Source organism: Kitasatospora dryopteridis (assembly GCF_050749075.1).
Lineage (GTDB): Bacteria > Actinomycetota > Actinomycetes > Streptomycetales > Streptomycetaceae > Kitasatospora.
In genome coordinates, this window is the sequence record NZ_CP192749.1 from 8,380,731 (window position 1) to 8,394,728 (window position 13,998).

Genomic DNA, 13,998 nt, shown 5'->3' on the forward strand with positions numbered 1-13,998 from the left:
CCGTCAGCCGGTGCACCTGCCCGAGGAGGACCCCGGCCACCGCCACCTCTCCCACCTGTACGGCCTCTATCCGGGCAGTGCCGTCGACCCGCTCACCGACGACACCCTGCTCGCCCCGGCCCGCCGCGCGCTGGACCGCCGGCTGGAACACGGCGGCGGCACCGGCTGGAGCCTCGCGTGGGTCGCCGCGCTGGCCGCCCGGCTCGGCGGCCCCCGCGAGACGCTCCGAGTACCACGGCGATCCGCAGGGCATGGCCGCCAGCCGCGCGGCGGCCAACACCGCCGGCACGGGCACCCTGATCCCGCATCACCCAACGAGCAACACGCCGTCGCCCTGCGCCCAGGCCCAGCGCCCGACCTCCCCTACGCTCACCCCTCACGCACCTTGCGTAGGGTGGGAGATCCGAGACCGGATTTGGGGGAAGGGCGGTTCCGGTGAACGACGAGACCGACTGGGCCACGTCTGGGCTGTGCCGACAGGCTGACCCCGACGACCTGTTCGTCGATGGCGCCGCGCAGAACCGCGCCAAGGCCCTGTGTGCCGGCTGCCCGGTACGCACCGAGTGCCTCGGCTACGCCCTCGACCATCGCATCGAGCACGGCATCTGGGGCGGCATGACCGAACGCGACCGCCGCTCCCTGCTGCGCCGGCGTCCCACCGTCGACTCCTGGCGCAGCCTGCTGGAAGCCGCGCGCGCCGAGCACGAGCAGCAGTTCGCCGTGCAAGATCTGCTGCAAGCAGGCTGACCCCTCCACAGATCGGCCCCCTCCAGCCGTGCCCGCCCTGCCCGCCCCACTTGGTGTTGGGCATGCCAACTCGTGTCGGGCGATGTCGGAGCGGTGTGATCTGATCAAGGAAAATCCGCCAGTGCACCGGCGACGCACGGGCCCACCGGACGAAGCCCCGGCCCTACCGCAGCCGCATACTCCCGAAGGAGCCGCGCATGACCGACCTGTCAGCCCCCTCCAGCCCCGCCAGCAGGCCCGACCCACTGGGCAACGTGTACCTCCGGCTGGTCTCCGAGGAGTCGATACCCGCGCAGGCGCGACAGCATTTCAGCTATCTGCGCCCGCTCGCCACGGACCTCCTGGAGGGCATCGCCCTCGACACCCCGGACAACGTCCGCGTCCTCGACGACCAGGACGTGGCCCTCGTGGAGCGGGACACCCTCATGGCGGCCGCACGCTCCAACCTGCTCAACACGCCGGTCAACTACGACACCGTCGACCTCCCCGATGGCGCCGTCCTCCACATCCTCGGCCACCCCGAGTCGGCGTTCGCGGCCAGCAAGGTGCTCGTCCTCGAGGAGGCGGTGGGTGCCGCCGGCGGCCCCGCGCTCCCGGACGAAGGCGTGCTGCTCGTCGTCCCGAACCGCCACAACCTCGTCTTCTACCCGCTCGCCGACCGGCACGTGGTCGAAGCCGTCAACGCCCTGGCTCAGTTCGGGCAGGGCGCCTACGAGGACGGACCCGGATCCATCTCGCCCCGCGTGTTCTGGTGGCGCAACGGAACCCTGACATCGATCACGGTCTGCGATCCCGAGACCCGGACGATGAGCATCGCCCCGTCCGACGACCTCATGACGATCATGCGACGCCTGGCCCAGGCCGCCGGCTGACACTGCTGACGTGCGTCGCCGGGCCCAGGGGCTCTGCACCCGAACCAGGCCGGTAAGCCGGGATCACACAGAGGACCGCGAGAACCGGTTGGCGAAGGGCGTGCGAACGTCCGGCACGGTCACGGGCACCGTGTCGGCACCCGCGTTCCGCGCCGCTTCCAAAGCCGTGGCGATGTCGCCGACGGCCAGTGTCTCGGCGGGGCAGTCCCGGCACTCGCCGGCGGCGTTGTGTCCTTGCCCTGTCGCCACGACGGCCCGGACATGGCCCAGGGCATCCCGGGGCCGGTCGACGCGCACCGCATGCCAGCTGCCGTTCTGCTCGGTGGCGGGGAGCCCTGCGGCGACCGCGGGGTAGACGGGCAGGCCGACCAGGTCGTCCCGAACCGGGACGAGGACGACCTGGTCGAGGCAGTCGCACCGGTCCGGCTGTGGCTGATGGCGGATCAGCCAGGCCGCGGCCTCGGCCCGCGTTCCCGGGCCCCACAGGTACTGCGCCGGGAAGGCCGTCGTGGCGCAGCGTGCCGCGAATTCGAACAGGTCGGGATCGTCGTACACGGCACAGATCACGACCCAGGTGCGATCGTCCTCCTCGGAGGAGGTCAAGTCCTCGGCGCGGGCCGCAATCGTGCTTCCGCTGTTCTCGGGCCATCCGAGTGCGACGATCGTCCGGTCCACCTGCGCCGGGTAGAGCCGGCCTCCAGGCGTCGGATGCCCCCAGAGATGGTTGATGATCTCGGCCAGATCCGACAGGGTCCGTGCGGCGTCCACCGGGGTGGCCAAGTGATACGAACCATGTGCCACCGAGTTGCGGAGCTTCCTCAGAACCGGCTCGAGGACGCGGTTGCGCTGCCCGCGCAGCAGACCCTCGCGCCGCGTCCAGGTCAGCAGGCCCGCCAGCATGCCGTTGAACCGCTGCCACTCCCCGGACGCGCCCGTCCGAATCTCCGCGTCCCGCGCCTTCCGAGCTCCTCGAAGAACTCTGGGTACGCGGTCATCACGCCACCGAAGCGGAGCGCCGCGAAGCAACCCTCAGCGACGCATTCGAGGCGCGCCTCAAGGCCAAGGGCCACAACGTCGGCCGGTTCGAGATCCAGGTGAAGGGCAAGACCTCAAGGCTGCTCACCGACCTCTACAACGAGACAGGCCACGTCCTCTACGAGCTCAAGGGGACGAACCGTCGTGAGGCGGTCCGGATGGCGCTTGGGCAGCTGCTGGACTATGGCCGGTATGTGAACAGTGACGCGCATCCGGACGTACCGCGGCGGGTCGTCCTGTTGCCGTCGCTGCCAGATGAGGACCTGCAGGAGCTGCTCGGCGACCATGGCATCGGCATCGCCTACCAGGATGGGGACACGTTCATTGGCGTGCCGCCATCTGTCCACTGACCAAGGTCGGGAGGCGCAACAGGCACTGATACGGCAGTTTCTGCGAAGAGCTCTACACCCTTGCTTCGAGCGAGACGCTCAAGCACCAGGTCACGCAATCGACGTCCCGTCGTCCCCGATCCCACTGGCGACAACGGGGGCGACTCACATATTGCGCTGTCGGCTTGTAGTGCGCGGTGAGCCGTCCGAGAGACCACTGGCCGCTGTGCCAGGTCGCGGGAGCTGAACCCGGCAGCCGCAGCAGGGTGGGTTGCGTCCAGGGAAGTGGTGTACGGGTTCCACCCGTTCCGGGGGTTTCGTCCCGGTAGCGGGTGTCGCCTGAGAACGTAAGACGGCCACCGGCTGATCCTTCGAGAACGACCAAGCTCTTGAAGGAGAACAGCACGATGACCGCACCTGACAGTGTGCCCTTCGCCGCCCTGCTGGAGGAGAACCTCGCCTCGGCGAGTCCCGATCTGTTGCGGGCGATGGTGAAGACGTTCGCCGAGGCGATGATGTCCGCCGACGTCGACCGCGCCTGCGGCGGCGAGTACGGACGGCCGAGCGAGGAGCGCGTCAACTCCCGCAACGGCTACCGGCATCGGGACTGGGACACCCGAGTCGGCACCATCGATCTGGCGATCCCGCGTGTCCGCTCGGGCTCGTACTTCCCCAGCTGGCTGCTGGAGCGCCGGCGCCGGGCCGAGCAGGCGCTGATCAGCGTGGTCGCGACCTGCTACCTGCTCGGCGTCTCGACGCGGCGGGTGGAGAAGCTCGCCGAGACCATGGGCGTCACCCAGCTGTCGAAGTCACAAGTGAGCGACATGGCAAAGCATTTGGACGAGCGGGTGGCCGAGTTCCGAGGCCGCCCGCTCGACCAGGGCCCCTACACGTTCGTCTGGGTCGACGCCCTGACCCAGAAGGTCCGCGAGGGCGGGAGGGTCGTCAACGTCCACTGCCTGGTCGCGGTCGGCGTCAACAACGAGGGCCAGCGCGAGGTGCTGGGCCTGGACGTCGCCTCCAGCGAGGACGGCGCCGGCTGGCTCGCCTTCCTCCGATCCCTGGTCGCCCGCGGCCTGAGCGGGGTCAAGCTGGTGGTCTCCGACGCCCACGCCGGTCTCGTCAACGCGATCGGCGCCACCCTGCCCGGCGCGTCCTGGCAGCGCTGTCGAACGCATTACGCCAGGAGCCTGCTCTCGCAGGTTCCGAAGTCCGCCCAGCCCTGGGTCGCCACCCTGCTGCGGACCGTCTTCGAACAGCCCGACGCGAAGGCCGTGCGCCAGCAGATGGCCACCGTCATCGCAGCCCTCGACGAGCGATTCCCCAAAGCCGCAGAGCACTTGGAGAGCGCCCGCGAGGACCTGCTCGCCTTCGCCGCCTTCCCCCGAACGGTCTGGAAGTCGATCTGGTCGAACAACCCGCAGGAGCGCCTGAACAAGGAGATCCGGCGCCGCACCGACGTCGTCGGGATCTTCCCCGACCGCGCCGCCATCGTCCGCCTGATCGGCGCGGTCCTGGCCGAGCAGAGCGACGAATGGGCCGAACAGCGCCGCTACATCGGATCCGAGATCCTCGGCCGCTGCCGCCTCCACCCGATCGAGGGAGAAACCCCCGACGAGACCATCACGACAGCCCTTACCGCCTAGCCTGAAACCGGATCACCGAGTGGCCGTCGATACACCACTCCGGCGGACGTGACCGCAGGGTGATCGACTTTCCCGGTTCGGGGCTGAGGTGCCGGTGGCATCTCGTAACCTCGACCCCATGGACCATCCAGTCCCGCACGGCTCGGACGAACTCCCCGACTCCGCGTCTGCGCTGTCGTCGACCGGTGACGGCGTCTGGCAGCGCCTCGCCGCGTACTCCTATCTGAGCGCCCCCGAGCGCCTTGAGTACGTGGCCGTCATGCGGGTCTTCTGCTCGACGCTCCTCGCGGACCTGGCCGTGCCGGACGTGGTGGCCAGGCTCGCGCGGGATACGGCGTGGCAAGGGCAGCCCTGCGCCGATGTGGTGACTGCGCGGCTGGAGCAGCTGGTGAAGTGGGGGAATCTGCTGCGCAGCAGTCACACGGTGAAGGCTGCCAGCATTGCCGAGTACCAGCGTTCGCGCGCTCGGTACCAGCTCTCGAAGCTTGGCGAGCAGGTGCAGCGCGATGCCGAGGAGGTGCTGGCGAGCGCCGATGCGGCGCGCGAGGTCAGCAGTGAGCTGCTGGCCCTGGTTGACCGCGGGTTGCGTGAGATCGCCGCTGCCGTCGGCCGGCCGGGTGGTCCCGATCCGCAGGAGGCGCTCGAAAAGGTCAGCACGCTGTTCGTACAGTTCGCCGAATTCGCCGAGTCGGTAAGGGACTTCTACGCCTACCTCGGCCAGGTGCTGGCCCGGTACGACCTGGACGGCGCCGAGTACCAGGGGTTCAAGGAACTGCTGCTGGACTACGTGGAGGCGATCACGGAGGAGGTCGCCTTCCGGTCGCCCAGGATCGCGGCCACCCTAGGCCGGCTCTGGCCGGACCTGGAGGAACTGCTGAAGTTGATCGGCGCGCACGCCACGGGGTTGGGCGCCCTGGGCGACGGCCTGCCCGAGATCCGCGTGCAGCGCAGCCGGGGGCGCGAACTCGCCGATTGGGAGGCGCTGCGCGACTGGTTCGTGGACACGGGCGGGCGGGGCAGCCAGGTCGACCAACTGCGGGACGCGACGTTGCGCGCGCTGCAGTCGCTGCTGGCCAATGCCAAGCGGATGCTGCGTTCGGCGGCGGGGGAGATGTCGCGCCGCCGGGATCTGCTGCGGCTGGCGGCTTGGTTCGACGCCGCCGACCCCGAGGGCGCGCACGACCTCGCGGTTGCGGCATTCGGGCTCTACAGCGCACGGCACCTCGGCCTCGCCCCGGACCCGGACGGCACCGTGCCGGCCTATGTCAGCTGGTGGAGCGGTCCGACGGTCGAGGTGCCGGTGGCACTGCGTGAACGCGGCAGCCGGGCACCGCGCGGCCGGGCGGCCGCAGTGGAGGACCACTCGGAGCAGAAGGCCCGGCTGCTCACGGCGGCCCGTGAGCAGGCCGCTGCCCGACGGGAGGCAGCCGACGAACTCCGGAGCGTCGCAGACCGGTTCGGTCAGGTGCGGCTGAGCGCCCCCGCCATGGCACTGCTGCTGGAGCTGCTGACCGCGGCGCTCGGGAATTCGATGCTGCGGTGGGCGGACCCGCCCGCGCCGCACGGGTTCGGCCTGCAGGACGCCCACGCTGTCGAAGCCGAACTGGACGTGCGCCTGACGCTGCGCCGGGTACCGGGACGCACGACCGTGCTGCGCTCGGTCGACGGAGACCTGGTGGTCGACGACGTGGAGATCGGAATCACCACCGCCGAAGGGACCGGCCGGGGTGACGCGGTCGAGGAGGTGAGCGCCTGATGGCACTGCCCTCCTCGCACGACGTCGCTCTCACCGCCGAGCGGCGCAGCGCCGCCCGGCTGCTGCTGCGCCACCCGCTGGTCACCGCCGACGGGCCGCACGCCGACACCTTCCCGCTGGTGCGCCGGCACGCGGACTGGCTGGTCCAGCGGTTCCAACAGGTCCTGGGCTACCGCCTGCTGGTGGAGGCGTCGTACGCGCGCCTGTTCAAGGCGGGCCTCGGACCGGGCTCCGGGCACCGGATGGAGCGCTCGACCGGTACGCCGTTCACTCCGCGCACCTACGCCTACCTGGCGCTGGCCCTGTCCGTGCTGGTGACTGCGCCCGAGCAGCTGCTGCTGTCCCGGTTGGTGGCCGACCTTCGGGCGGCGGCGGCCGACGCGGGCCTGGTGGTCGACGATTCCGGCCGGGCGGTGGAGAAGCGCACCCTCGCGGCGGCCCTTCGCCAACTCGTCGTCTGGGGCGCGTTGACCGAAACCGAGGGAAGCGTCGGCTCGGTCGCCGCAGACCGGGACGGCGAGGCCCTGTTGACCGTCAACCGGGACATCGCCCGCTCGATCGTGGCAGGCCCGCTGAGCCACAGCAGCGACGGTGCGGACCTCATCCTGCGTGCCGCCGATCCCGGATTCGGCGGGCCGCGGACCTACGTGCGCCGGCAGCTGGTGGAGACCCCTGCCGTCTACCTCGACGAGCTGACCGACGCCGAACGCGAATGGCTGCGCACCCGCCAGCGGCGAGAGGCCCAGGCCTTCGCCGAACTGCTCGGCCTGGAAGCCGAGATCCGCGCGGAGGGTATCGCGATGATCGACCCGGAGGACGAGCTGACGGATCTCCAGCTCCCCGGCACCGGGACGGTCGCACAGGCCGCGCTGCTCCTGGTCGACCGCCTGGTGAGACGGCTGCGCCCCGAGGGAGCAGGGCACCCGGCGACCGGCGGCCGCCTGACCGTGGGCGTGCCGATCCCTCCGGGCCTGGTCGGCGAACTGATCGACGAGTTGCTCGACCAGTACGGGCAACGCGCGAACTGGCAACGCGGATACCTAGAGGACCCGTCCGCCCTGCGCGCTGACGTCCTCGAACTCCTCAGCCGCATGCGATTGGTGGCCCGGGCGGGCCGGCTGCGCTCCGACGGCCACGGGGTGCCGCCGCAGTACCAGGTCTCGGCCGGAGACGGCCGGTCGGTCACCGACGTGTCCGCGGCTCGGCCCGGCGTCACCGGCGAGTGGGTGCTGCTCGCCGCCGCCGCCCGGTACGCCACAACCGTCTCGATCAAGCGCACCGATCGACGGCCCCCGCAGACCGACCGCAACGGAGAGACGCCCTCGTGAACCGGATCCAGCCGCTCCCGCAGCACACGGCCCCGCACCGCTTCAGGCTCAACCGGGCCGGGATCCTCAACGTCTGGCAGTACGACCGGCAGGAGTTCCTGTTCGGCGGCGGCCGCCTGCTGCTGCGCGGGAAGAACGGCGCGGGCAAGTCCAAGGCCCTGGAGATGCTGCTGCCGTACCTGCTCGACGCGGACGCCCGCGCCCTCGACGCGACCGGCACCGGTCGCACCACGCTGGCCTGGTTGATGCTCGACGGCTTCCAGCAGACCAACCGCCTCGGGTACCTGTGGGTCGAGTTCCGCCGAGTGGACGAGGACGGCACCGAACACCACCTGACGGTCGGTGCCGCGGTCAGCGCGTCGAAGTCCACCAACTCGGCCAGGCCCTTCTTCTTCACGACCGCACTGCGCGTGGGGGAGGACCTCGACCTCGTCGAGTCCGGGCAGCCGCTGCCGCTGGACCGGCTGCGGTCCGCCGTCGGCGCCGACAACGTGCTGGACCGGCCCGCCGACCACCGCGCCAGGGTGGCCCGCGAACTGTTCGGACTGGCCGACGCCGCCCGCTACCGCAACCTCACCCAGCTGCTGCACCGACTGCGTCGCCCGACCACCGGGGACCGGATCGAATCCGGCGGCCTGGTGACCGTCCTCGGTGAGACCCTGCCGGCGCTCGACGAGGACGTGATCGACAGTGTCGCCCGCAACCTCGACGACCTCGACAGCGTCCGCACCGACCTCGGGCGGCTGGAGCGGACGGACGAGGCGCTGCGCCGGTTCCTTGGCAGTTACCGCGGCTACCTCCAAGGGGCCCTGCGCCGACGGTCGAACGAGGTTCTCGCCGAGCTCCGCACGCTCGCCGAGCGCAGGCTCGCCGCCGGAGAGGCCACCAGGAAGGTCACCGCGCTGCGCACCGAGGAGGCCGAGGCCGCCGAGCGGCGCGACGCACTGACCCAGGAGCACGCGACGGCCGAGGCGGACCTCGCCACCCTGCGGGCGAGTTCCGGCTACCGGAGCCTGCACGAACTGGGCGAGCGACGTCGCACCGTGGAAGCGATCCAGACGACGGCCCGGGCCACCCACACGGCGCTCGGGCGGGCCCACGACGCGCAAGCGGCCGCCGGGTCCGCGCTCACCGCGGGGGCGGCGCGGACGGCGGGGCAACTGCGTGAGCTGGGCGCGGCCCACCGCGAACTGTGCGGGCAGGCCGAGCGGTCCGGGCTGGCGCCGGCGCACCTGGGCGATCCGGTCGGCGGCACCGCCTCGGTGCTCGCCGCGGCGGCCGAGCAGGAGGTCACCGATCCGGACGGTGACACCGCCCTGATGCACACCGAGCGCGTGGAAGCCTTCGACACCACTGGGACAGCGGCCTCCCTGCGCTCCTGGAGCACCCGACTCGCCGCCGCCGAACCGGTGGTGAAAACCCGACTCCGTACCGTCGGGGAACTCACCGGCCTCCTCGACGGGCTGCGCGAGGCCGAAACGAAGGCACGGGAGGCGGACACCGAGCACGAACGCCTCGAGGAGCAGGCCCAGGCCGAGGCCGACCGGGTGACGGAGCGCGAAGCGGCGGTCGTCACGGTGAGCGCGGTGTACGCGGCCGAAGTCGGGGCATGGGCGGACCGGCTGGAGGAGCGAACGGGGGCACCCACCGACGGCGTGCGCGCCGCGGTGCGACGCGACCTCTCCGCAGAAGCATCCTTCGAAGACCGCACGCTGCCCATCTCGGTCGCGGAGGAAGTGACATCCGCCGCGTTCCAGGCGCTCGAGCCGTACCGGCGCGACCTGGAGGACCGGCGTGAACGAGCCGCTCTCCGCTCACGCGACCTCACCAGGGCGCTCGACGCCGTCCGTGCCGAGAAAACCGAATGGGAGGAACGCAGCGACCCGGTCCCGCCGAAGCCGCCGCATCGCGACGCCCCCCGATCCTCCCGCACCGGCGCCCCGCTGTACCGACTCGTCGACTTCGCCCCGCAGCTGAGCGAGGTGGAACAAGCCGGTATCGAGGCGGCGTTGGAGGCATCAGGGGTCCTCGACGCCTGGGTCGGCGCGGACGGCGCGCTGCTCGACCCACTCACCCTGGACACCGTGCTCACCGCCACCACACCCGCCGACGGCCCGTCACTCGCCCAGGCTCTGCACCCCGTGCCCACCGGCGACAGCGGCGTGACGGCAGCGCAGGTCTCCCGCATTCTGGCGGCCGTCGCCCTGGTGCCGGCCGGCGCCCCGCTCGGCACGGCAGCGGGCGGGGCGGTGAGCGCGGACGGCCGCTGGCGACTCGGCGTCACCGGCGGCGCCCACACCAAGCCGGTGGCGGAGTACGTCGGCGCGGAGGTCCGGGCACAGACCCGCCTGCGCCGCATCGCCGAGCTCACCGAACGCCTCGCGGGCCTCGAAGACCAGGCACGGGCCGCGCAGTCCGAGCTGGCGGACCTCACCAAGCGCCAGGACGACCTCGAACTGCTGCGGCGCCCGCCGCGCGAGCAGCAGCTCACCGGGGCCTGGGCACGCCTGGAGGAGACCGAGCGGGTCGCGGCCGGCCTACGACAGCAAGCCGCGACGGCGGCCCGCACCGCCCAGGATGCCCGCTCCGGCTGCGTCGACGCCCGCCGCCGCGCCGAAGCCACCGCCACCGCCCACGACCTGCCAGCCGACCGGGATGCGCTGCTCACCGTACGGTCCGCGCTGGACGCCCTGGCCGACGGCACCCGACGACTGCGCGGTCGCGTCGACGCCACCGCCGAGAACCTCGCCGCCCACCGCGACGAACGCCGCAGCTACGAGCGGGCCCGCACCGCCCGGGAGGAGGCCGAGCTGGAGTACGCGCGGCGGGCGGACGAGTTGGCGAAGGCCCGCCGGGAGATCCGCAAACTGGAGGGCGCGGTCGGAGCGACCGAGCAGGACATCCTCGCCGAGGAACAGGCCATCGTCCGGCGCCTCGACGAGATCGGCGAAGAGCTGCCCAAAGCACGGCGCACAGCCGCGCGCCTGCACGACGACGTGGTGCGCGGCGAGCTGGACGAGCGGACCAGGCACGACGAGCTCCAGGCGCAGGAGGCCGAGGTGATCCGGTGCGGACGCGCCCTGCGCACCGCCCTGGCGACACCCGACATCGTTCGCGGCGCGGCACTGGGCGAGCTCGCAGGTGAGCTGTCGATCCCGGACCCGGCCCAGGAGGACGCCAGGACCAGGCTGCGAGCCCTGCAGGCGCTGGTCGAGGCGGTGCAGCGCGGCCTGGACCCCGAACGCCGCGACGTCTCCGACACCGCGTTGCTCAACCGGTTCAACGAACTGCGCGACCAACTCGCCGGCGGCTACGACGCGACCCTGGAGGAGCCCGACGGCATCAAGGTCTGCCGGCTCGTCGACGACACCGGCCCGCACGACGTGGCGCTGGTCGGCGAACGCATCGCCAGGCAGGCCGACGACGCCCGGGCCCGGCTCACCGACCGCGAACGGGAGGTCTTCCAACGCTTCCTCACCGGAGAGTTGGGCGACCACCTGTCCGCCCAGCTGCTCGCCGCGGGAGCGCTGGTCGACGCGCTCAACACCACCCTGCGGTCCGTCCGCACCTCGCACGGCCTCGGAGTGGAGCTCGACTGGCGGCTGGCCGACACCGTCGACGCGGACATTCGGGCAGCCGTCGAACTGCTGCGCAGCCCATCGGGGTTGCGCACCCGCGAGCAGACGGAGCAGCTGAGGGAGGTGCTGCAACGCCGCATCGAGGACGCGCGCCGCGCCGACCCGGCCGTGGGCTACGCCGCGCACCTGCGGACCGCGCTCGACTACCGGACGTGGTTCACCTTCCAGCCGTGGGTGCTGGACGACTCGTCCACCGCCCGCCGACGCAAGTTCACCGGGCGGACCGGGCTCAGCCAGGGCGAGCAGCGGGTCCTCTCCTACCTCGCACTCTTCGCGGCCGCCGCCGCGCACTTCACCACGCTCGCCGAGACCGCCCCGCAGGCGCCCCGACTGATCCTCCTCGACGACGCCTTCGCCAAGGTCGACGAGCCGACCCACGGCCGGCTCGGCCGCATCCTCGTCGACCTCGACCTCGACTTCGTCCTGACCAGCGAGCGCCTGATGGGCACCTGGCCCGACGTGCCCGCACTCCAGATCTACGAGTGCCTGCGCGACCCGCACGTCCGCGGTGTCGCCACGCTGCACTACACCTGGAACGGACGCAACCGCCGTCTGGTGACCGTGTGACGCTTCCGCCGCAGACCCGCGAGTTCCTGGCCCGGCCGGACCTCGGCCGGATGTGGACCGCGGTCCACCACCGGTTGGAACGCAACGGACTCCAACCGAACGGCAGCATCCGGCTGAACGGCTGCACCGCGGCCGAGCGCGAGGCCCTGTCCCTGCTGCTCGGCAGCCGGGTCACCACCGGTACCGCCACGATCCGGCTGGCGGACCTGGACAGCAGGCTGCGAGCCACTGCGGCAGACTGCGGACTGATCGCAGCCGTCGAACAGCTGGGGCTGTCGCTGACCGACCGGCGGGCGGCACGGGACACCGGACGGCAGGAGCGGGCCGCGCTGTGGACGGCGGCCGAAGCGGCGGTCGCCGCATCGCCGCTGGCCGGCCAGGACTGGGTGGGCGACTGGCTCGACGACCTGCGCCGCACCGGTGCGCTCGGCAGGCTCGCGCCCCAGGACGCGGCGGGCGTGCTCCACCAGGCGATCCGAGTCCTCGGGCTGCTCCGATCCGACCGGGACGAGGAGGCGGCGCCGTACGGCCGCGGGGAGCTCGCGACCCGGGTGACCGGCACGGCACACGGCCTGGACGACGACACGGTCCTGTCCCGCCTGGTCCTGCGCGGCCTCGCGCGGGCCACGGGCAGCGAGCCGCCCGAGCACGCGCCCAGTCGACGAGCCCTGTGGCGGGCCGCAGCCGTCGTCCCCGACGAGGTATCGAGCACCGTGCTCACCTACGGCCTGCGTCCAGTGGGTCACGGCTGGCGCGAACGGGCCTTGCGAGAACGGGCCGATCACCACGCCGAATCCCACCTGACACTGCGTGAACTGCGCGAGTTGGACGTCGTGCCGCCCTCGGACACCCTGGTGCACATCTGCGAGAACCCCCGAGTGGTCGAGGCAGCGGCCGAGGCCCGTTGCGGGGGCGTCCTGGTCTGCTCGGAAGGGTAGAGCTGGTCCATGCTGCCCTCGGGGAGGTAGCGGCGGGGGAAGGCGATCCATTCGTCGTGCAGCTCGAACAGCACGGCAGTGACTAATCGCAGCAGGGCATCATCGTTGGGGAAGACCTGGACGACGTCGGTGCGGCGCTTGACCTCGCGGTTGATCCGCTCGAGCGGGTTGGTCGACTGGATCTTCTTCCAGTGCCGGTCGGGGAAGGCCGCGAACGCGGTGAGGTCGTCCTTGGCCTCCAGGAGCATCTCCTTGACCTTCGGGAACTGGGTGCCGAGCATGTCGGCGACGGTGTCGAGCTGGGTGCGGACCGCCTCGGCGTCGGGCTGGGCGAAGATCGTGCGGATCGTCGCGGCGACCATCTCGGCGGCGTCCTTGCTGATCACGCCGAAGACGTTGCGCAGGAAGTGAACGCGACATCTTTGGTAGGCGGCGCCGAGCATGACCTTGCGGATGGCCTTGACCAGGCCCGAGTGGTGGTCGCCGATCACGAGCCGGACCCCGGTCAGGCCGCGTTCGCGCAAGGAGCGCAGGAACTGGGTCCAGAAGACCTCGGTCTCGCTGTCGCCGACCATGACCCCGAGGACCTCGCGGCCGCCGTCCTCGGTGATGCCGGTGGCGATCACCACGGCCCGGGAGACGATCTGGTGGTTCACCCGTGCCTTGCAGTAGGTCGCGTCCAGGTAGATGTAGGGGAAGCGGACATGGTCGAGCGGCCGGCTGCGGAACGCGGTGAGCTGGCCGTCGAGGTCCTGACAGATCCGTGAGACCTCGCTCTTGGAGATCCCGCTGTCCGCTCCGATGGCCTTGACCAGGTCGTCGACCGAGCGGGTGGACACTCCGTGGACGTAGGCCTCCATGATCACCGCGTACAGGGCCTGGTCGATTCGGCGGCGCCGCTCGAGCAGCACCGGGAAGAAGCTCCCCGACCGCAGCTTGGGGATCGCCAGCTCCAGGTCGCCGGCCTGCGTGGTCAGCGTCTTGTCCCGGTGCCCGTTGCGGAACGCGGTGCGCGTCTCGGTGTGCTCGTTCCACTGCGCGCCGATCCTGGCGGTGGCCTCGGCCTCGATCAGCTCCTGGAGCATCCGCTCGGCCGCCCCGCGGACGAGTTCCAGTCCGTCTGCCGAACTCAATGCTTCCAT

10 protein-coding genes and 1 pseudogene are annotated in these 13,998 nt (G+C 71.5%); 9 read left to right on the plus strand and 2 right to left on the minus strand.

The genetic code is table 11. The annotated features are described in order from the left end of the window. The first annotated feature begins 10 nt into the window (after window positions 1–10). From ACQ614_RS38435 to ACQ614_RS38445, 3 genes are all read left to right on the plus strand, one after another. Window positions 11–439 carry a glycosyl hydrolase family 95 catalytic domain-containing protein gene (locus tag ACQ614_RS38435; protein ID WP_431683767.1) on the plus strand — a complete coding sequence of 143 codons (429 nt, stop codon included), beginning with the start codon at window positions 11–13 and terminating at the stop codon, window positions 437–439. Continuing rightward, window positions 436–747, plus strand: a complete 312-nt coding sequence (locus ACQ614_RS38440; RefSeq protein WP_431683768.1) for a WhiB family transcriptional regulator — start codon at window positions 436–438, stop codon at window positions 745–747. The genes ACQ614_RS38435 and ACQ614_RS38440 overlap by 4 nt, the downstream gene beginning before the upstream one ends. Before the next feature lie 197 nt (window positions 748–944). Continuing rightward, window positions 945–1,619, plus strand: coding sequence for a hypothetical protein (locus tag ACQ614_RS38445; RefSeq protein ID WP_431683769.1), 675 nt, complete (start codon window positions 945–947; stop codon window positions 1,617–1,619). A gap of 63 nt (window positions 1,620–1,682) precedes the next feature. Here ACQ614_RS38445 and ACQ614_RS38450 read toward each other — a convergent pair whose 3' ends face one another. Beyond that, window positions 1,683–2,519: a hypothetical protein gene (locus tag ACQ614_RS38450; RefSeq protein WP_431683770.1), complete on the minus strand. Its 837-nt coding sequence runs from the start codon at window positions 2,517–2,519 to the stop codon at window positions 1,683–1,685. 194 nt (window positions 2,520–2,713) lie between these two features. Here ACQ614_RS38450 and ACQ614_RS38455 point away from each other — a divergent pair, with 194 nt between their 5' ends. The 6 genes from ACQ614_RS38455 to ACQ614_RS38480 all read left to right on the plus strand — a co-directional run bounded on the left by ACQ614_RS38455 (window position 2,714) and on the right by ACQ614_RS38480 (window position 12,856). Further along, a complete protein-coding gene (locus tag ACQ614_RS38455) occupies window positions 2,714–3,004 on the plus strand; it encodes a hypothetical protein (RefSeq protein WP_431683771.1) in 291 nt (96 codons plus the stop codon). Window positions 3,005–3,390: 386 nt separating this feature from the next. Beyond that, entirely contained in the window at window positions 3,391–4,629 is a 1,239-nt protein-coding gene (locus ACQ614_RS38460) for an IS256 family transposase (protein ID WP_431676069.1), read from the plus strand. Window positions 4,630–4,747: 118 nt separating this feature from the next. Then, complete coding sequence (locus ACQ614_RS38465) at window positions 4,748–6,385, plus strand: TIGR02677 family protein (RefSeq protein WP_431683772.1); 1,638 nt, start codon at window positions 4,748–4,750, stop codon at window positions 6,383–6,385. Continuing rightward, entirely contained in the window at window positions 6,385–7,713 is a 1,329-nt protein-coding gene (locus ACQ614_RS38470) for a TIGR02678 family protein (RefSeq protein WP_431683773.1), read from the plus strand. The genes ACQ614_RS38465 and ACQ614_RS38470 overlap by 1 nt, the downstream gene beginning before the upstream one ends. Further along, entirely contained in the window at window positions 7,710–11,918 is a 4,209-nt protein-coding gene (locus ACQ614_RS38475) for a TIGR02680 family protein (protein ID WP_431683774.1), read from the plus strand. Before ACQ614_RS38470 ends, ACQ614_RS38475 begins: the two co-directional genes overlap by 4 nt. A gap of 50 nt (window positions 11,919–11,968) precedes the next feature. Then, entirely contained in the window at window positions 11,969–12,856 is an 888-nt protein-coding gene (locus ACQ614_RS38480) for a TIGR02679 domain-containing protein (protein WP_431684123.1), read from the plus strand. Here ACQ614_RS38480 and ACQ614_RS38485 read toward each other — a convergent pair. Beyond that, window positions 12,802–13,998, minus strand: a pseudogene (locus tag ACQ614_RS38485) (IS256 family transposase); the annotation flags it as partial. The gene ACQ614_RS38480 and the pseudogene ACQ614_RS38485 overlap by 55 nt on opposite strands.

Bases quoted from the DNA above. Each gene is read 5' to 3' on its own strand.
- ACQ614_RS38445 (WP_431683769.1), top strand. From the start codon at position 945: ATGACCGACCTGTCAGCCCCCTCCAGCCCCGCCAGCAGGCCCGACCCA.
- ACQ614_RS38450 (WP_431683770.1), bottom strand. From the start codon at position 2,519: ATGCTGGCGGGCCTGCTGACCTGGACGCGGCGCGAGGGTCTGCTGCGC.
- ACQ614_RS38460 (WP_431676069.1), top strand. From the start codon at position 3,391: ATGACCGCACCTGACAGTGTGCCCTTCGCCGCCCTGCTGGAGGAGAAC.
- ACQ614_RS38465 (WP_431683772.1), top strand. From the start codon at position 4,748: ATGGACCATCCAGTCCCGCACGGCTCGGACGAACTCCCCGACTCCGCG.
- ACQ614_RS38470 (WP_431683773.1), top strand. From the start codon at position 6,385: ATGGCACTGCCCTCCTCGCACGACGTCGCTCTCACCGCCGAGCGGCGC.
- ACQ614_RS38480 (WP_431684123.1), top strand. From the start codon at position 11,969: ATGTGGACCGCGGTCCACCACCGGTTGGAACGCAACGGACTCCAACCG.